The organism is Thalassospira tepidiphila MCCC 1A03514 (assembly GCF_001662875.1).
GTDB classification, from domain to species: domain Bacteria; phylum Pseudomonadota; class Alphaproteobacteria; order Rhodospirillales; family Thalassospiraceae; genus Thalassospira; species Thalassospira tepidiphila.
This window is the reverse complement of the sequence record NZ_JPVZ01000003.1, coordinates 350,196-368,027: the sequence shown is the minus strand read 5'-3', so window position 1 is coordinate 368,027 and position 17,832 is coordinate 350,196. Positions and strand designations below refer to the sequence as shown.

17 protein-coding genes and 3 tRNA genes are annotated in these 17,832 nt (G+C 54.1%); 15 read left to right on the top strand and 5 right to left on the bottom strand.

Annotated elements, in window-relative coordinates; all coding sequences use genetic code 11:
- The first annotated feature begins 139 nt into the window (after positions 1-139).
- Entirely contained in the window at positions 140-562 is a 423-nt protein-coding gene (locus TH4_RS08990; RefSeq protein ID WP_064780735.1) for a CoA-binding protein, read from the top strand.
- A 94-nt stretch (positions 563-656) separates the two neighbouring features.
- Here the strand turns inward: TH4_RS08990 and TH4_RS08985 are convergent, their stop codons facing one another.
- Both TH4_RS08985 and TH4_RS08980 read right to left on the bottom strand, forming a co-directional pair.
- A complete protein-coding gene (locus TH4_RS08985; protein ID WP_008890957.1) occupies positions 657-1,310 on the bottom strand; it encodes a hypothetical protein in 654 nt (217 codons plus the stop codon).
- A gap of 170 nt (positions 1,311-1,480) precedes the next feature.
- Positions 1,481-2,380: an OmpA family protein gene (locus tag TH4_RS08980; protein WP_063090081.1), complete on the bottom strand. Its 900-nt coding sequence runs from the start codon at positions 2,378-2,380 to the stop codon at positions 1,481-1,483.
- Between the two features lie 225 nt (positions 2,381-2,605).
- On the opposite strand from TH4_RS08980, the gene TH4_RS08975 reads away from it, so the two are divergent.
- From TH4_RS08975 to TH4_RS08965, 3 genes are all read left to right on the top strand, one after another.
- Positions 2,606-3,586 (top strand): mechanosensitive ion channel family protein, encoded by a 981-nt coding sequence (locus tag TH4_RS08975; RefSeq protein ID WP_064780734.1) that lies wholly within the window; start codon positions 2,606-2,608, stop codon positions 3,584-3,586.
- A 200-nt stretch (positions 3,587-3,786) separates the two neighbouring features.
- Positions 3,787-4,368 carry a DJ-1/PfpI family protein gene (locus TH4_RS08970; protein ID WP_063090085.1) on the top strand — a complete coding sequence of 194 codons (582 nt, stop codon included), beginning with the start codon at positions 3,787-3,789 and terminating at the stop codon, positions 4,366-4,368.
- A 118-nt stretch (positions 4,369-4,486) separates the two neighbouring features.
- On the top strand, positions 4,487-4,801 hold the full coding sequence (locus TH4_RS08965; protein ID WP_008890961.1) for a ribbon-helix-helix domain-containing protein: 315 nt from the start codon (positions 4,487-4,489) through the stop codon (positions 4,799-4,801).
- A gap of 43 nt (positions 4,802-4,844) precedes the next feature.
- Here TH4_RS08965 and TH4_RS08960 read toward each other — a convergent pair whose 3' ends face one another.
- The 3 genes from TH4_RS08960 to pyk all read right to left on the bottom strand — a co-directional run bounded on the left by TH4_RS08960 (position 4,845) and on the right by pyk (position 9,145).
- Complete coding sequence (locus tag TH4_RS08960; RefSeq protein ID WP_064780733.1) at positions 4,845-5,828, bottom strand: hypothetical protein; 984 nt, start codon at positions 5,826-5,828, stop codon at positions 4,845-4,847.
- A 5-nt stretch (positions 5,829-5,833) separates the two neighbouring features.
- Entirely contained in the window at positions 5,834-7,360 is a 1,527-nt protein-coding gene (locus TH4_RS08955; protein ID WP_064780732.1) for a DUF2336 domain-containing protein, read from the bottom strand.
- 363 nt (positions 7,361-7,723) lie between these two features.
- Positions 7,724-9,145 (bottom strand): pyruvate kinase, encoded by a 1,422-nt coding sequence (gene pyk / locus TH4_RS08950; RefSeq protein ID WP_008890964.1) that lies wholly within the window; start codon positions 9,143-9,145, stop codon positions 7,724-7,726.
- A gap of 285 nt (positions 9,146-9,430) precedes the next feature.
- On the opposite strand from pyk, the gene TH4_RS08945 reads away from it, so the two are divergent.
- From TH4_RS08945 to TH4_RS08895, 11 genes are all read left to right on the top strand, one after another.
- Positions 9,431-9,904, top strand: a complete 474-nt coding sequence (locus tag TH4_RS08945; protein ID WP_008890965.1) for a deoxycytidylate deaminase — start codon at positions 9,431-9,433, stop codon at positions 9,902-9,904.
- A 284-nt stretch (positions 9,905-10,188) separates the two neighbouring features.
- The gene (locus TH4_RS08940) at positions 10,189-10,683 is read left to right on the top strand and encodes a response regulator (RefSeq protein ID WP_064780731.1); all 495 of its coding nucleotides are present in this window, start codon (positions 10,189-10,191) and stop codon (positions 10,681-10,683) included.
- On the top strand, positions 10,680-11,234 hold the full coding sequence (locus TH4_RS08935) for a hypothetical protein (RefSeq protein ID WP_008890967.1): 555 nt from the start codon (positions 10,680-10,682) through the stop codon (positions 11,232-11,234). The genes TH4_RS08940 and TH4_RS08935 overlap by 4 nt, the downstream gene beginning before the upstream one ends.
- A gap of 286 nt (positions 11,235-11,520) precedes the next feature.
- Positions 11,521-11,597: transfer RNA gene (locus TH4_RS08930), tRNA-Asp, on the top strand.
- Between the two features lie 243 nt (positions 11,598-11,840).
- Positions 11,841-11,917, top strand: a tRNA-Asp gene (locus tag TH4_RS08925).
- A gap of 187 nt (positions 11,918-12,104) precedes the next feature.
- Positions 12,105-12,181 (top strand) — tRNA-Asp (locus tag TH4_RS08920).
- A 411-nt stretch (positions 12,182-12,592) separates the two neighbouring features.
- A complete protein-coding gene (locus tag TH4_RS08915) occupies positions 12,593-14,182 on the top strand; it encodes an ABC transporter substrate-binding protein (RefSeq protein ID WP_064780730.1) in 1,590 nt (529 codons plus the stop codon).
- A gap of 26 nt (positions 14,183-14,208) precedes the next feature.
- The gene (locus tag TH4_RS08910) at positions 14,209-15,276 is read left to right on the top strand and encodes an ABC transporter permease (protein WP_083997030.1); all 1,068 of its coding nucleotides are present in this window, start codon (positions 14,209-14,211) and stop codon (positions 15,274-15,276) included.
- Positions 15,277-15,278: 2 nt separating this feature from the next.
- Complete coding sequence (gene nikC / locus TH4_RS08905; protein ID WP_063087267.1) at positions 15,279-16,202, top strand: nickel transporter permease; 924 nt, start codon at positions 15,279-15,281, stop codon at positions 16,200-16,202.
- Positions 16,203-16,204: 2 nt separating this feature from the next.
- Positions 16,205-17,047, top strand: coding sequence for an ABC transporter ATP-binding protein (locus TH4_RS08900; RefSeq protein WP_064780729.1), 843 nt, complete (start codon positions 16,205-16,207; stop codon positions 17,045-17,047).
- A gap of 11 nt (positions 17,048-17,058) precedes the next feature.
- Positions 17,059-17,823, top strand: a complete 765-nt coding sequence (locus TH4_RS08895; RefSeq protein WP_008891482.1) for an ABC transporter ATP-binding protein — start codon at positions 17,059-17,061, stop codon at positions 17,821-17,823.
- The last annotated feature ends 9 nt before the right edge of the window (positions 17,824-17,832 follow it).

Sequence of the window (17,832 nt, the reverse complement as noted above, 5' to 3'; positions counted from 1 at the left end):
ACTTAAATTGCCATCAACTTTCCGCGAGGGCAGCCATTTGCACGCCCGTGATATGCTTGGTGACGCATATCAAAGTTGCAGGAAGCCACCACTCATATAACATTCATACACAGTGATCACCCGAAGTGGATGAACCCAAATGGACGAATTTCAAAACCCCACCGACCCGGAAATCAAAACGCTTCTGGAAACGACAAAGACCATCGCGCTTGTTGGCGCCAGTCCCAAGCCGGAACGCCCGTCGAACCGGGTGATGAAGTTCCTGCTTGATCAGGGATACAGAGTTATTCCGGTCAATCCCGGTCAGGAAGGCGACACGATTCACGGTCAGACTGTTGTGGCACAACTTTCCGATATCGCCGATCCGGTCGATATGGTCGATATTTTCCGTAACAGCGAAGACGCGGCTGGCGTCGTCGATGACGCCATTGCAATCGGTGCAAAGTCGGTCTGGATGCAGCTTGGCGTGATCAATCCAGAGGCTTGTGCGAAGGCCAAGGCAAACGGCATGACCGCGGTCATGGATCGCTGCCCGGCAATTGAACTGCCGCGCCTGTCGTAAAACACAGGTCCGAAAGGACGCCATCGCATTACAACAACAAAAAAGGCACCGGATCATCCGGTGCCTTTGTCGTTTCAAAACATCTTTGAAAAGCTTAGCTGAGCCCGCACTGCGCAATCAGATCCGGAACAAGGCCCTGGTTGCCGATAAAGACCGGCTGCACGGCACTGGTCACGGTGTATGCCGTGGTTTGCTCATCAACAATCGTGTCGAAGTGACCAGCTGTTTCAAGCACCAGCGACATCACGCCATCCGGCTTGATGCGAAGGGCTGCAAATCCATTGGCGTATTCGGTGCGTGCGCATTCACGACCCAAAATAACATCGAAACGATTGATCAGGGCATAACGCGGATTTTCAACCAGATCGTCACGACCGGAAACCTCACTCGGCTTCACACCGTATTTCGGCACATATTTCGCAAAGTTCGTTTGCGACTGGACGATGTAACCATCCGGGAAATAAACCGCGACATCCTCTGCCAGCAGGATACGATCCCCGATGACCTGGCCTGAACGCAGAAGTTCCTTGATTCGCGTGCCCGGAATTTCACCAGAGAACGCATTGAAACGCAGGGTCTTTCCGTCGCCGCGCAAGTCAGCGAAATAACGTTCAAACGGAACGACCGGTGTTTTGTCTGCCGCGCGCGCAGTCGGCAAGACCGACATGGTTGCAACTGCCAGTGTGGCAACTGCAAGAGCAACGCCCCCCGAGCGCCGCGAAAAGACCGTCTTGATGGCCTTCAGCATTTGTCCCCGCCTCTCACTTAAATCAGGAATACAATCCAGAGATTATTCACATTAATCCCAAATTCAACACCTGTTTCCGCGAAAAATCGCCAGATCGTCAAAACCACATAGAAAAACAACGAGGTGGCATAATGCCACCTCGTTGCCAAAGATTTGGTAAATGTCGGTGATTAGTCGACAGAAATCGTCACACGACGGTTACGCGGCTCGCGAACACCATCCGGAGTCGGGATCAGAAGATCGCCTTCACCAACAGCATCCTGCGAAACCATGTCGCCTTTCACACCGCGACCGGTCAGCTCGCTAAGGGCTGCTGCGGCACGACGCTCGGACAGACGCAGGTTGTAGGCTGCCGGACCGGCGGCATCAGCGTGACCAACGACGGTGATGTCACCCATCGAGGATGCCCACTGCTCAGCAGCTGCATCAAGAACACGCTCGGAAACCGGGGTGATCGCAACGCTGTCAAAATCGAAGAAGATGGTGAACAGACGCGGCTCAGCAGCTGCAACCGGGGCTACAACAACGGCCGGTTGTTCTGCACGCAGCTCAGACATTGCGGCTTCGAAATCTTTCCAGCACTGGCTGATCAGCTCGGTCTGCCAGCCTTCTTCGCTTTCCTCGACCCAGCAGTCATAACGCGACTGTGCGATCGCTGCGGTTGCCGGCATTGCTTCGCGCTTGCCGTCATCAAGAAGGGCCAGAAGCTCGTCACGGACGGCGCGTTTCTGTGCAATTTCCTCATCAGAGAAGCGCCAGTTTGCCGGATCTTCTGGAAGAACAATGGTGTCACCGCTTACGCGACCGGCTTTCTTCGCAAAGAAGTCGGCATCGAAGAAGTCATACCATTCGTCAGCTTCGCGCTGCGCGTATGCAAGATATTCGGCCTTAAGCGCTTTACCGAAGTCAGTGGTCGGCTCTTCGGACGAGAGCGCAGACGAGACCGAGCTGCTGTAGGTGAACGGGTTACCGCCGTAAGGTACCGCGGTGCCGCTGTTGTCCACACTGCTACATGCACTCAGAAGCGCAACGCCACCAAGAGCACAAAGAATTTTCGGATTGATCTGCATGTCTTACCCCTGTCATTAAGGTTGTTCTTCAGCTAATAACTTAACACCAATGATGGTGGAATTATGGTCTTAAACGAACAGAATTCTGGTTTGTTCCAGCCATCTAAAAAAAATGGTGTTGGCGTCCTACTTTTCAAGCGCACTCAAACCTGTAATGCTAATCCTCTCATACAGAAGTATGGTTGGCAATCAACACAATTATGACACGGAGCGGACGAGGTTCAAATGATCGAAACCGATGTAGCGACCATCACAGAAATGCTTAAAGGATTTGCACTGGGCTTTGGCCTCGATTTGCTCGGCGCTGTGCTGATACTCATTGTTGGCTGGTGGGTCGCCGGCCGGGCGGCTGCATTGGTCCGCCATTCCCTAAAGAGTACAAAGTTTGTTGATGCGACGTTAAAGCCGCTTGCATCAAGCATTGTACGTTACGTGATTTTGATTTTCGTAATCGTCGCCGTTCTGTCGAACTTCGGCGTTGAAACAACCAGCATCATCGCCGTTCTCGGTGCCGCTGGTCTGGCAATCGGTCTTGCCCTGCAGGGGACACTATCAAATATTGCCGCCGGTGTCATGATTCTTATCCTGCGTCCGCTCAAAATCGATGAATTTATCGAAGCTGGTTCGATTTCAGGTACCGTTGTTGAAATAACATTGTTCACCACCTTGCTCAAAACGCCGGATGGCGTGTTTATTTCTGCCCCGAACTCGCAAATCTGGAATAGCGCGATCAAAAACTATTCGCGCAACCCAACCCGCCGCCTCGATATCAAGGTTGGCATTTCCTATGATGACGATGTTGATGCGGCCCTCGAATTTCTTAAAAACCTTGTCGCATCCGATGAACGCGTACTGAAGGATCCGGAACCGATGAGCTTTGTCGCCACCCTTGGCGAAAGCTCGGTCGATCTGACCGCACGCGGCTGGGTTGCAACCAGTGAATTCTGGCCGACCTTCTTCGATCTGACCCGTAAATCGAAAACGGAACTCGAAGCGGCTGGTTTCTCTATTCCCTTCCCGCAGCGCGACCTGCACGTCATCGAAAGTGCAGAAACCGCAAGCACCGCAAAATCCATTGCAAAGCCGACTGCCAAACCTGCGGCAAAAACTGCGGCCAAGAAACCAGCAACCCGTTCACGGTCGACCGCATCGAAAACGGCGACCAAAACCATAGCTGCGAAAAAGCCGACAGCATCCAAAAGCTGATCTTCTTTTTCACAAAACCGCATTTCGAAAGAGGCCCCAACGGGCCTCTTTTTTTTGTTTGGGCGACGAGTGCCACAACGTACACCACGTCAACTTCCTCGTACGTAGTACCCCGCTGTTACCCGCCCAGCTCGTATCAGGCGTATAGTTCCCTGCCCTTGCCCAATAGCGGCAAATGAAAACAAGCGGGAGGATAAAACATGTCTGCGAAAAAAATTCTGATGATCACCGGCGACTATGCCGAAGATTACGAAACCATGGTGCCGTTTCAGACATTGCTTGCGGTTGGACATCATGTTGACGCCGTTTGCCCGGACAAGAATGCCGGCGATACGGTTGCAACTGCCATCCATGATTTCGAAGGTGATCAGACCTATAGCGAAAAGCGCGGCCACAACTTTGCGCTGAATGCCGATTTTGCGACGGCGCGTGCCGAAAACTATGACGCGCTTGTCATCCCCGGCGGTCGTGCACCGGAATATCTGCGTCTGAACGAAGATGTCATTCGTCTGGTGCGTGATTTCCATGCCGCCAACAAGCCGATCGCTGCTGTCTGCCATGGTGCACAACTTCTTGCAGCAGCCGATATCATCAAGGGTCGCAAGGTTTCCGCCTATCCGGCCTGCGCACCGGAAGTCAAACTTGGCGGCGGCACCTATGCCGACATCGCCATTGATGATGCCTGCATCGACGGCAATCTGGTAACCGCACCGGCCTGGCCGGCACATCCGAAATGGATGGCGGCTTTCCTCAAGGTTCTTGGCACTGAAATCAATTTGTAATGTATCGGCGCCCAAACGGTGATTGCGTTTGGGCGCCATTTGATCGACCATTGCGCCAAACAAAAAGAAAACCGCTGCACAACTCGTAACAGCGGCACAAACAGGAAAGGGCGTTCAAATGTGTCAGATTTATTCTGGAACTGACCCGGAACTTTATCAGTCTGTCAGCCGGTCTGTGCGGATCAACGGCGTTGTCACAAGCCTGCGCCTGGAGCTGCGTTTCTGGCAAATTCTTGATGAAATCGCCGCGGGTGAAGGTTTCAGCACCCCGCAGTTTCTCGGTAAAATCCACGACGAGGTCGTTGCCCAACGCGGTGACATCCCAAATTTCGCATCGCTTGTGCGCGTGATTTGTACCGTATATCTGGAAAAACAGGCTGGCCTGCATGTTCATGTCCCGGCAAACACCGCGACATCGCAAATGCTGAGCTAGCCAAACGCCAGGCACATCGGCAGCAAAGCCCAGGGCCTGAGCCCTAGTTAAGCCAGGAAGAAAGTTCGCGCGTGCTGAAGCCGCCGCTGGTCATGATGCTGGGCGTCGCGTTGCGCTTCAGGGTCGGCTCAGCCGGTTTGATGATGCTGTTGCGGCGATGCATGCCCGCAGCAGCGCCAAAATCGATCTGTGACCGCCCGACAAGATCAGCCGCCGTGATCCGCGGCCCGGCTGCATCCGCATTGACCGATGCATTGATCGGCGTCTGCTGGGCATGTGGCAACTGCTGTTTCTGCTTTGCCTCGTAGATCCAGCGCAATTCCTGCTTCAGGGTCTGGTATTCCGGGGTATCGGGTGCCGAATTGACTTCATTGACGATCTGAAGCTTTACCATCTGCGGGAACCGATCAAGGCGTTCCAGCAGCATGAATTTCACACTTGGCCGCACCGCGTCTGAGCGCATCAGTTTCATCACCAGACGGCGATAGATATCAATCCGCAGATTGCCATTTGATGCCAGTTCGATGAATTCCTCGACAAACTCGCGCGCGGCCATCTTGCCGTCCAGCAATGCGCGCAGGTTATCCCCCATCGCCCGGCGATAGGCTTCGCGGATTTCCACGACATGATTGGAGGCGCGCGTGCGCACAAGATGGAAGGCTTCGGGGCTGAATGCGTTCTTGGTCAGAAGTTTGGCGCAATCGGCAACCAGTTCATGCTTGGTTGCTTCGGAAACGACTTCAAAGACCCCGGTAATCAGTTCCTTGCATTTGGCATGCGGCCCCATACGGATCGCGGCAGCCAAGGCCATCGGGCTTTCCGGATCCCTGGTTGCGATCACGGCAAGGGCCAGAGGATCGTCATATTGCATCAGGGCAAGGTCGTTGCTCAGCAAATGTTCCGGCATCAACAGGCGCTGCTGTTTGGCCGCCCCGGTCACGGTAAGCGGCTCGCCAGACAGATAGCTTTCCTTGATGGTAAGGGCATGTTTCAGCCCGTCATAAGAGATGCCGTGATTGCTGCTCATGGCACTCAGTCCTCTTTGAGACCTTTGGACCGCCTGTCAGAGACGAGCCCCTCGAGCCCGCCACTGTTGCGCCCACTGCGCGGTCGAAGTCCCTGCCCGCGCGACATGGTCCTGCCGCTTGGCTTTGCCGTCTGTGCAGATGCCGGCGCAGATTCGCTTTCTTTTTCGACCTTCATGCGCGAAGCCACCGGCTTCATGTCGCTAAAGAAATCGATATACCAGTCCATATCGGCAGCAGCCATTGCAAAACGACCACCGGCCGCCGGGCTTTCAATTGCCGATTCCGGGATACCGTTGCTGATCTGCAAGACGACTGCCGCAGGTGCGGTCATCCCTGCCCGCCATGCAAGGGCGGTGATCGCCCGGGCACTGCCGGAATCAAGGATTTTGGAAACGGCATTGGCCCGAATTTGCGCGTAATGGGCAAGTGCCTGCACCACCAGCACATCATCATTGCGCGACAGGGCATCAAGCACATACTGGTCAATCGTCATCTTGGCATCTGTTGCCTCGACGACATCGTTGTCGACCATTTCATTGTCTGCGATCTCGACATCCATGTCTCTATCACGCGACGGCATCAGCATCCGGTTTTCAAAACGGGCCTTTTCAATCCGCTGACGGACCGACTGGCGCAAGGCGCGGGCAACTTCGGTCCGCATCCGGCCCTGCTCGACCAGCGTGTCAAACAGGGACGCCATAATGAAATGGGCAATGCGGCGCTGGGCCTGACGCGAAATGCGATTCTGACCACCGAGGATATCGTTCTCCGGCACCTTTGGCTTTGCGGTCTTTTCAACAAAATGCGGCGTCATCGGCACAACGTTTCGCGGCGCGTCATCAGATGACAGCAACCGGTTCAGCAAACCGCCCTTTTCCTTTTCCGCCTGCTGCTCGATCAGGCGGGCCTTGGCGGCGGCCTCAAGCTCGGCACGTTCACGTTCGGCTGCGGTCTGAATGAATTCACCACGCCCGCGCATGATATCAAGGAAATCGGAATCGCTCAGAAGCTCGATATAATCGGCAATCGATACCCGGCCAATCGCCTGAATATCCTGGCGCAAACGGTTGGCGGCCTGACGGGTCATGTAAGGTGTATGGCCCAGTTCCTGTTCGATCAGCGCAATCACCTGCGGGCGATAACAGTCACCCATATTGGCAATCGCCGAAACAAACTCGTCAACCATTTCCAGTCGTTCAGACGGGCTCAAATCTGTCAGATGCCGACGCAGACGGCGCGCCACATCCATGCGCACGTCGCTGTCAAAATCAGGTACATCCTCGGCATCGTCCAGCGCGTCCAGTTCAGACGAAAGACGGGCTGCGTGTTCAAGGGCCGATGCATCGGCGTTATTTTCGGAAACATGTCTGCGGGGAATCGCGCGACCCTGAACGCGACCTGTATCAGATCCAAACGTTTCAGGTGCGATGGTGCGAACAGTGTCGGCCAGATCACGCAGCTTGGCCGAGGCTTTATCATCAAGCCCCCCATTGCCCGCATTTTTCTGCCGATTGAACATCCAACTCAGCATTATCGCAGTAATTCCCCTGGTCCCGTGCCTGGCGGCGTATCGGCATCGACGTTGCGATACCTTATTTTTGTGTTTTGTCAGAACAGCTTAACCCAAACTGACAGTGTTACACAACCAGACAAGGCGTCTAATTTTCATAACCCGATCTCAAGAGCACATATCAATAGACAGAGCCTTGATTACAGAATGACTATCGGCGCAAAGACTCAAAAAAACATTAACGATACAGGGGTCTATGCCCCCTCCTGCCCGCTGCGATCGAAAAACCTGCGCGCCGACGGATTTCTGGCAGTCTGCGCAAATGAAAACGGGCGCCCCAAAAGGACGCCCGTCATCGAAAATCGTTTCACGCAATCACTTGCGTTAATTATTGCCGACCCATGCAATACGCAAAATATTGGTCGCACCCGGCGTTCCGAACGGCACACCGGCGGTGATCACTAGCGAATCACCCGGTCCTGCAAATTCTTCACGCTTTGCTACTTCGGTGGCGATTCCGACCATTTCGGCAAAGTTGGTCGCATCACGGGTAAAGACCGGATGCACACCCCAGCACAGGGCCAGACGACGTGCGGTCTGAATCCGCGGGGTCAGGCCAAGAATTGGCACTTCCGGACGTTCACGTGCAGCACGGAATGCCGTCGACCCGGACGATGTATAGTTAACAACGGCCTTCGCACCGATGGTAGTGGCCACCTGACGGGCGGCCGCACTGATCGCATCCGGTGCGTTATGTTCCGGATCCGGGCGGTTGGCGTCACGCATACGGTAATAAAGATCGTCCTGCTCCACACGGCGCAAGATACGGTCCATGATCGAAACGGTTTCAAGCGGATATTTACCAACCGCACTTTCGGCTGACAGCATCACGGCATCGGCACCGTCATAGATCGCAGTCGCAACGTCGGATGCTTCGGCACGGGTCGGTGCCGGATTGGACACCATCGAGTCAAGCATCTGGGTTGCAACGATCACCGGCTTGCCAGCTTCGCGGCACGCTTTGATGATACGTTTCTGCAGGATCGGCACATCTTCCGGGGGGCATTCGACACCAAGGTCACCACGGGCAACCATGATCATGTCCGACAGATCGACAATCTCATCAAGGTGATCAATCGCCTGCGGCTTTTCCAGTTTGGAAACGATGGCTGCACGGCCCTGAATGATCTTGCGGGCCTCGGCAACGTCTTCGGGGCGCTGCACAAACGAAAGCGCCACGAAATCAACGCCCATCTCAAGACCGTAATCCAGATCGGCACGGTCCTTCTCGGTCAGCGGTGAGAGCGGCAACATCACATCCGGAAGGTTGACACCCTTGCGGTTGGAAAGCGGCCCGCCGGTAATGACGGTACATTCGGCCGACTTGTCGTCGCATTTCTCGACACGCATGCGCAGTTTGCCATCATCAAGCAGCAGGTTCGCACCCGGCTTGATAGCGGCATAGACTTCCGGATGCGGAAGCGACACGCGCGTGTTGTCACCCGGCTTCTTGTCCATATCGAATTTGAACGTATCACCGGCGGTAAGTTCAACTTCACCGTCGGCAAAGGTGCCAACACGAATTTTCGGACCTTGAAGATCCATCAAAATACCGATCGGGCGGCCGAGTTTTTCTTCGACGACACGGATCGCTTCAAAACGGGCCAGATGTTCTGAGTGTTCCCCATGCGAGAAGTTCAGGCGGAACACATCCACACCTGTCTGCACAATTTTCTCGAGGATTTCTGGCTTTGAACTTGCCGGCCCCAGGGTCGCGATGATCTTCGCCTTACGTTGACGGCGCATCGGCTACTACCTCTTGTTATTCGGTTTACACGTGAGCCTTCCCGCTTCGGCCTGCATCTGCGGCGAGACGAAAAGGCGTCCTGATCTTTTCTGGGGGTAACCCCTTAATAATCAATCAGCCCCTATTTGAACAGGGACTTTTCATTAAATGCCTTTACAAAAATGTGATTTTTCGCTGGACAATTACAAGAAGCACCTTCTTTAAAGAACGCGTACCGGTGAAACCTGCCGGTCAAAAACGAATGCCTTACAGACCAATTTTACGGCGCAGACAGGACCCTTTTCATGAGCAAATGGCACCATCGCTTTCTTGGACTTGCAGCCCATATTGCAGACTGGTCAAAAGACCGCAGCACCCAGGTCGGTGCGGTTGTCATCGGCCCGAAAAAAGAAATTCGTGCTGTTGGCTATAACGGGTTTCCGCGCGGGGTCGATGACGAAGTCGAAAGCCGCCATCAGCGTCCGGAAAAATACGCCTATACCGAACATGCCGAACGCAATGCGATTTATAATGCCAGTTACACCGGCACATCGCTTGATGGCTGCGCCCTGTATGTAACGCACTTTCCGTGCTGTGATTGCGCGCGCGCCATCATTCAGGCGGGCATCGCCGAGGTCTATGTCGACAAGTCAAAACTAACCCCGGACTTTCTTGAACGCTGGGAACAGGATATGAAGATATCGACCGAAATGTTCGAGGAGTCCGGTGTTGCCGTTAAGGTGATTGATGACGACGGCGTCACCAAGCCCATGAAATAAAAAAGATCTTCCTCTTTACTATTGAAAAAAAGGCCCAATATTGGGTGTGTTCAAACCGGACGCGAGCATCAAAAACAAAAAGACGTAAACGTCGTTTGTTCTAACTTTTCAACTGGCTTGGGGTCAGTATTTGTCAGATTTTCGGGCTGAACACAGAGTGGTTTGGCCTTGCTGGAAACCAGACAAAGGTATAAGGGTTTATACATCAGCAACTGGTTAGATTTGCTGCTGTATCCCCCTGAACAGCGACGCATTTCGTGATGATGCTCAGGAACCGAGGCCGGATGAACGCGAAAATAGACTTTAGTAAGATTAGTTTTCTGATCGTTGACGGGGACAAGATTTCAGCTCAGGTAGTCTATGACACGCTCGCCTATCTCGGAGCCAGTCATATACAGCGTGTAAAATCGCCGAATGATGCCTTTGACGTATTACGCACCGAAAAAATTGATATCGTGATTTGTGAATGGCGCTTGCGCGGTATGGATGGCCTCGAATTCCTCGATGTCATGCGCAATTCGACCAATTCGCCAAACCGGTTCATTCCGGTGATTATGCTGACCGCACATTCCGAGATGCGTTATGTGACGACGGCACGTGACCTTGGGATTACTGAATTTCTTGCCAAACCCTTTAACGCCAAGGCACTTTACAGCCGTCTGGTTTCGGTCATCGCCCGACCAAGACGTTTCATCAACACTGGAACGTATTTTGGCCCGGACCGACGTCGCAGACAGGTCCAGTTTGATGGTCCTGATCGTAGGAGCCTTGACGAATGACCCATTATGACTGGGGAAGCGGAGCCATCGTGAAGCCGGAAGAACCTAAGAAAAAGAAGAATGTGCAGATCATCCCTGCGCAGACCGATCTGAAACGCAAAGCTGTCAACTTCATCAAGGGATTTGACATCAACCTGTCACCTGAACAGCTTGAAGAGCTCGAACAGGTTGTACAGCGCAGCTCCGAGACCTTTGTCCGTGACATCGGCAAGGACCTGATGGAATGCCGCAAACTGGTAATTAATGCCCTGCGCGACAAACCCAAGCGGCCAGAAGCCATCATCGCGGCAAATGACCTTGCCTATTCGGTCAAGGCCCTGGGCGGCACTTTCCAGTATCCCCTGATGACCCAGATCGCAAAATCGATGGAAATCTTCGTTGCCGACCGCACCACGGCCAACGAAAAACAGCTGCTGGTGATCCAGCTCCATATCGACTCGCTTTATGTCATTCTTGCCGGCCGCGTGACCGGTTTTGGCTCAACCGTCGAACAGGCAACTGTCGCGGCCCTGACCAAACTGACCGAACGCTACGCAGAACCGCGCGAATAGCCCACACCTCTTGACCGCAGACGATCTCGCTCACTGGGCAGCATTTCACAATGCAGTCTCAGGTGGAGCTTATGCGCGCCTTGCAATCCCAAATACCCCCCTCACCTGCCCGCCTTACCAAAGCCCGACAGGTGAACTTTAACGTGCCCGATGCAGGGTCGGTTTCTACCGCCGGAAGAACGCGGTTAAAAATTGAAAAATCATCGCAAAAAAGCGCTTGCACCACCTGTGACCGGCTGCTAAGCCTCAATTGGGTGGTCTTTATATAAACCGCGCCACGCACCATGCGGGTGTAGCTCAGTTGGTTAGAGCGCCGGCCTGTCACGCCGGAGGCCGCGAGTTCAAGTCTCGTCACTCGCGCCATTCCCTTCCTGATTGGGAATGACGTACAAAATAAGCGCCGCGATTTTTTCGCTGGCGCTTTTTGTTTTTCACTCGCTTTTTACACATCTGCCCCACCCCGGATCGACCGCTTTTCACTGCGAAACAGGCGTCGCATCGAGACTGCCAAGGACGATCAACCAGGTAAATTTCCGGTCCGTCTTTTTTTTGCAAAAAAGCCCTTGCCAGACCGAACCACCCCTTATATAAACCGCGCCACGCCATGCGGGTGTAGCTCAGTTGGTTAGAGCGCCGGCCTGTCACGCCGGAGGCCGCGAGTTCAAGTCTCGTCACTCGCGCCATTCCCTCCCTGATTGGGAATGATGCACAAAATAAGCGCCGCGATTTTTCGCTGGCGCTTTTTTGTTTTTGCGCCGCTTTCTTGGCGATTAAACCGGCAAAACACTTCCGCGCATTTTTCTTTGAAAATCGGTCAAAAAACACTTGCCTCAATTGGGTGGTCTTTATATAAACCGCGCCACGCACCATGCGGGTGTAGCTCAGTTGGTTAGAGCGCCGGCCTGTCACGCCGGAGGCCGCGAGTTCAAGTCTCGTCACTCGCGCCATTCCCTTCCTGATTGGGAATGACGTACAAAATAAGCGCCGCGATTTTTTCGCTGGCGCTTTTTTGTTTCTAAGGCCAAACCCCGGCGTAAAACCACCGTTCTACCCGCGTGGGTAATTTCACCAAGACTTCACACAACCTTAAGAAATGCATTTTCGGGAAAGTTGTGCCATTTGCTGATTTAGACAGCATTGCTGACCGACTGGTCATTGATTAATCGTATAAATTATGCTCAGCTCCACATGCACTAAGCGAACCTGCAGGCCGCCCCGCAATTACAAGGGCCTGAAGGCGTCGATAGAACTCCGGATGGTTATAAAGCTGAGCCCGTCTCGTTTTGGCCCTCCCTTTCGATAGCCGATCAGTCCACGCATTGGCCTGCAGTCCCACAACAACAATCGGGAGGCGCATCATGCGCAAATTTATTGCAGGGCTGGTCATGGGGACCGCGCTCGCGACCGCACCTATGATGGCACAGGCCGAAACGCCGAAAAATGCTTTGGTCATGGCTTTTGCCATTGATGACATCATCACGCTCGACCCGGCTCAGATTTTCGAATTCTCGGGCGCTGAATATGCCGGCAACACCTATGACCGCCTGATCGGTTTCGACAATGACGATGTGTCGAAGATCTATGGCGTCGTTGCCGAAAGCTGGGATGTCTCCGAAGACGGCAAGACCTTTACCTTCAAAATCCGTGACGGCATCACCTTTGCCTCTGGCAACGAGCTGACCGCCGAAGACGCGGCCTTCTCCTTACAGCGCGTGATCCTGCTGGATCAGTCGCCTGCATTCATTCTTGGTCAGTTCGGTTTCACCGCCGATAACGTCAAGGAAAAGATCTACGCAACCGACGATTCCACGCTGGTCATGGAAGTCGACAAGCCTTACGCACCAAGCTTCGTGCTGTATTGCCTGACCGCTGGCGTTGGCTCGGTTGTCGACAAGGAAGAAGTCCTTGCCCACGAAGTGGACGGCGACCTTGGGCACGAGTGGCTCAAAACCAACTATGCCGGTTCCGGCCCGTTCAAACTGAACAAGTGGACCGCAGGTGAAAGCCTTAGCCTGACCGGCAACGAAGATTACTGGGACGGCGCGCCAGAAATGAAGCGCGTGATTATCCAGAGCGTCAAGGAAGCCGCAGCTCAGCAGCTCCTCCTTGAAAAAGGCGATATCGATATTGCCCGTAACCTTGAAGCCGATCAGTTGGCTGCCATTTCTGACAATGACGACATCAAGATGATGTCCAAGGGCAAAGGTGCTCTGTGGTATCTCGGCCTGTCGCAGAAAAACGAATATCTGTCGAACCCGAAAGTCCGCGAAGCTCTGAAATACCTTGTCGATTACAAAGGCATTTCCGAAACCATCCTGGCTGGTCGTTCGCAGATCCATCAGGCCTTCCTGCCTGAAGGTTTCCTGGGCGCATATAACGAGAACCCCTATTCCCTGGATATCGAAAAAGCCAAGGCCCTTCTGGCCGAGGCCGGCTATCCGGACGGGTTCAGCGTAACCATGGACACCCGTAACACCACCGCGATCATGGCGATGGCTCAGTCGATCCAGGCGACCTGGTCACAGGCTGGCATCAATCTGGAAATCATTCCGGGTGATGGCAAACAGACCCTGACCAAATACCGCGCCCGTCAGCACGATATCTATATCGGTCGCTGGGGTCCGGACTATCAGGATCCGCACACCAACGCATCGACCTTTGCATGGAACCCGGACAACTCCGACGATGCCGCTGCCAAGCCGCTCGCTTGGCGCAACTCGTGGGATGCCGGTGACTTGACGGCAAAAACCGATGCCGCCACGCTGGAACGCGACGATGCGAAACGTGCTGCGATGTATGTCGATCTTCAGAAAGCAGTTCTGGAAAATGGTCCGTTCGTGATCATGTTCCAGGAAACCGAGATCGCATCCATGCGCGGCAACGTGAACAACTTCGTCCTCGGTCCGTCATTCGATAACAACTATTATCGTTATGTCACCAAAGACTAATCTCGACGAAGGAGACAACGGTCGTAATGTCCGCTGTTAAACGCAAAAAACGGGACGGGCGCAACCGCGCCCGTTTCGCTTCCGGCCCGACGGGAACTGTCCTGCGGCTGGTATTCTCGCTTGCCATTACATTTTTTGGCCTGCTGTTTGTCACATTCCTGATCGGTCGCGTCTTGCCGATTGATCCGGTGCTGGCCGCTGTTGGCGATCATGCATCGCAAAGCACGTACAACCGCGTGCGCGAAGAAATGGGGCTTAACCTGCCGCTTTGGCAGCAGTTCTTTATTTATATTTCCAACGTACTGCAGGGTAACTTCGGCCAATCGGTGCTGACATCCAACACCGTGCTCGATGACATCAAGCGTGTCTTCCCGGCCACCCTTGAACTGGCAACCATTGCAACCATTATCGGTGTTGTTCTGGGCATTCCCGCTGGCGTTTTTGCCGCCATCAACAAGGGCAAATGGCCCGACCATATGGTTCGCGTGATCGGCCTTGCTGGCTATTCCATGCCGATCTTCTGGCTGGGTCTGATGGGGCTTCTGGTATTTTACATGAAGCTCGACTGGGTCGCGGGTCCAGGACGCCTTGATTCGTTCTATCTCGACTATATCGAACCTACCACCGGTCTTATGCTGGTTGATACTCTGATCGAAGGCGACATGGACCTGTTCTGGAACGCTGTCTCGCACATTGTTCTGCCTGCATCGATCCTGGCTTATTTCTCGTTGGCCTATATCGCCCGCATGACGCGTTCCTTCATGCTCGAACAGCTGAGTCAGGAATACATCCTGACCGCTCGGGTCAAAGGCATTTCCGAACATCGCATCATCTGGCGCCACGCCCTTGGCAACGTCATGGTGCCACTGGTGACCGTGATTGCGCTGTCATACGCTAACCTGCTTGAAGGTTCGGTTTTGACCGAAATCATCTTCGCATGGCCGGGACTTGGTCTTTACATCACCAACTCGTTGCTCAATGCCGACATGAATGCGGTTCTCGGTGGCACGATTGTGGTCGGTGCGGTCTTTATCGGTGTGAATATGCTTTCTGACGTGCTTTACCGCCTGCTCGACCCCAGAGCGCGGAGATAATCATGACAACACAAACACAAGTTTCGCAAACCGGCCTGAAACAATGGCTGACATCCGATACGCCAAAATCGCGCTGGCAGGCAAAATGCGGACGTGCCTGGCTTGGCTGGGTCAAGTTCACCGAAAACAAACTTGCCATGATCGGCCTTTCGATCGTGATCGGCCTTATTCTGGTAACGATCTTTGCCCCGCTTCTGGCCCCTTATGATCCGCTGGCAGCTGACCTTGCCAATCGTATCCAACCACCCGGTGCCGAACACTGGTTTGGCACGGATCAGCTGGGCCGCGATATTCTGTCGCGTCTGATCTATGGTGCGCAATACACCCTTTTGATCGTCGCCCTTGTTGTCATCACTGCAGCCCCGGTCGGCCTGCTGGTTGGCACAGCTGCCGGATTCTTTGGCGGCTGGATCGATGCCACCCTGATGCGCATCACCGATATCTTTCTGGCTTTCCCGAAACTGATCCTGGCACTGGCCTTTGTGTCCGCTCTTGGACCGGGCTTGGAGAACGCCATTCTTGCCATTGCGATTACCGCATGGCCGCCTTATGCCCGTATCGCACGGGCTGAAACCATCACGGTGCGCAAATCCGACTTCATCGAAGCCGCCCGCCTTCAGGGCACATCGAACCTGGGCCTGATTACCGGTCACATCATGCCAATGTGCATGAGCTCGCTTGTTGTCCGTGTGACCCTTGATATGGCGGGCATGATCCTGATTGCAGCCGGTCTTGGCTTCCTTGGTCTTGGTGCACAGCCACCGATGCCGGAATGGGGGGCAATGGTTTCTGAGGGTCGTCAGTTCCTGCTTGAACAATGGTGGGTTGCCACAGTCCCGGGTATCGCCATTTTCATCGTCAGCCTTGGCTTTAACCTTCTGGGTGATGGCCTGCGTGATGTACTTGACCCGCGTGGAGGCGATTGATCATGTCCAATGAAACCCTTCTGTCGGTCAAAAACCTCGAAGTTACCTTCAACACGCCCAAGGGGGATGTGCATGCAGTGCGTGGTGTGTCGTTTGATCTCGGTCGCGAACGGCTTGGAATTGTGGGCGAATCCGGGTCTGGTAAATCCCAGACCGGGCGCGCCATACTTGGTCTGACGGCGGCCAACGGTAAAATTACCGCTGATCAAATGACCTTCCATGATGTCGATCTGGCAAACCTGACGCCCAAACAATGGCGCAAGGTACGCGGTGCGCGCATTTCCATGATCATGCAGGACCCAAAATATTCACTGAACCCTGTCATGACCATTGGCGATCAAATCATCGAAGCCTACCGCGAACACCATAAGGTCAACGCCAAGGAAGCCCGCCACCGCGCGATTGATATGCTTGATGCGGTTAAAATCCGCGATCCAGAGCGCGTGTTTAACTCCTACCCGCATGAAGTATCCGGTGGTATGGGACAGCGCGTCATGATCGCCATGATGCTGATCCCTGATCCTGAATTGATCATTGCCGATGAACCGACTTCGGCCCTTGATGTCACTGTGCAGCTTCAGGTGATGGCGATCCTTGATGATCTGGTACGGGATCGTGGCATGGCGCTGATTTTCATCAGTCACGACCTGCAACTGGTTTCAAGCTTCTGCGACCGTGTGCTGGTAATGTATCAGGGCCACGTGGTCGAAGAAATCAAGGCCTCTGCCCTGCACGAAGCCAAACACCCCTACACCAAGGGACTTTTGAACTGCTTGCCGAAAATGGATGGCGATCATTCTGATCTGCCGATCCTTGAACGCGAAGCAAGCTGGGCCGAAGGTTAAGGGGTAGACACATGATTGAAATCAACAAACTCAATGCCTGGTTTGACGACAACCACGTTCTCAAGGATGTCGACATCAAGGTTCCGAAAAACGGGTCCTTCGGCCTTGTTGGTGAATCGGGATCAGGCAAATCAACCGTTCTTCGTACCATCACCGGCCTTGTCGATGACTGGGAAGGTGAAATTCTGGTCAACAACAAGGAACTTGGCCCCACACGCGACAAGACATTCTATCGCCTTGTGCAGATGGTGTTTCAGGACCCGTTCGGATCGCTTCATCCGCGCCATACCATTGACCGCATCCTGACCGAACCGGTCAATATTCACGGGCTTGGCAATTCCGATGCCCGCGTGGTGCAGGCCCTTGAACAGGTCGGGCTCGATAACTCGTTCCGCTTCCGCTATCCGCACCAGCTTTCCGGTGGGCAGCGCCAGCGTGTTGCGATTGCCCGCGCCCTGATCCTTGAACCCAAGATTTTGCTGCTTGATGAGCCGACCTCGGCCCTTGATGTATCTATTCAGGCCGAAGTGCTTAATCTTCTGTCACGCTTGCGCCGGGAACTTGGCCTGACTTACATCATGGTCAGTCACGACCTCGCCGTGGTGGCCCATATGTGCGACGATATTGCCATTATGAACCATGGCCGTATTGTTGAACGCGCCACTGCAAGTCAACTGGCAGATGGCAGACTTGAACATCCCTATTCGCAACAGCTTTACAAGGCTGCCGGCGGCTATGACCGCGCCGTTGTCGACAGCTTTGTCGACTGGGACTGAACGGAGACA

Bases quoted from the DNA above. Each gene is read 5' to 3' on its own strand.
- TH4_RS08990 (WP_064780735.1), top strand. From the start codon at position 140: ATGGACGAATTTCAAAACCCCACCGACCCGGAAATCAAAACGCTTCTG.
- TH4_RS08985 (WP_008890957.1), bottom strand. From the start codon at position 1,310: ATGCTGAAGGCCATCAAGACGGTCTTTTCGCGGCGCTCGGGGGGCGTT.
- TH4_RS08980 (WP_063090081.1), bottom strand. From the start codon at position 2,380: ATGCAGATCAATCCGAAAATTCTTTGTGCTCTTGGTGGCGTTGCGCTT.
- TH4_RS08975 (WP_064780734.1), top strand. From the start codon at position 2,606: ATGATCGAAACCGATGTAGCGACCATCACAGAAATGCTTAAAGGATTT.
- TH4_RS08970 (WP_063090085.1), top strand. From the start codon at position 3,787: ATGTCTGCGAAAAAAATTCTGATGATCACCGGCGACTATGCCGAAGAT.
- TH4_RS08965 (WP_008890961.1), top strand. From the start codon at position 4,487: ATGTGTCAGATTTATTCTGGAACTGACCCGGAACTTTATCAGTCTGTC.
- TH4_RS08960 (WP_064780733.1), bottom strand. From the start codon at position 5,828: ATGAGCAGCAATCACGGCATCTCTTATGACGGGCTGAAACATGCCCTT.
- TH4_RS08955 (WP_064780732.1), bottom strand. From the start codon at position 7,360: ATGCTGAGTTGGATGTTCAATCGGCAGAAAAATGCGGGCAATGGGGGG.
- pyk (WP_008890964.1), bottom strand. From the start codon at position 9,145: ATGCGCCGTCAACGTAAGGCGAAGATCATCGCGACCCTGGGGCCGGCA.
- TH4_RS08945 (WP_008890965.1), top strand. From the start codon at position 9,431: ATGAGCAAATGGCACCATCGCTTTCTTGGACTTGCAGCCCATATTGCA.
- TH4_RS08940 (WP_064780731.1), top strand. From the start codon at position 10,189: ATGAACGCGAAAATAGACTTTAGTAAGATTAGTTTTCTGATCGTTGAC.
- TH4_RS08935 (WP_008890967.1), top strand. From the start codon at position 10,680: ATGACCCATTATGACTGGGGAAGCGGAGCCATCGTGAAGCCGGAAGAA.
- TH4_RS08915 (WP_064780730.1), top strand. From the start codon at position 12,593: ATGCGCAAATTTATTGCAGGGCTGGTCATGGGGACCGCGCTCGCGACC.
- TH4_RS08910 (WP_083997030.1), top strand. From the start codon at position 14,209: ATGTCCGCTGTTAAACGCAAAAAACGGGACGGGCGCAACCGCGCCCGT.
- nikC (WP_063087267.1), top strand. From the start codon at position 15,279: ATGACAACACAAACACAAGTTTCGCAAACCGGCCTGAAACAATGGCTG.
- TH4_RS08900 (WP_064780729.1), top strand. From the start codon at position 16,205: ATGTCCAATGAAACCCTTCTGTCGGTCAAAAACCTCGAAGTTACCTTC.
- TH4_RS08895 (WP_008891482.1), top strand. From the start codon at position 17,059: ATGATTGAAATCAACAAACTCAATGCCTGGTTTGACGACAACCACGTT.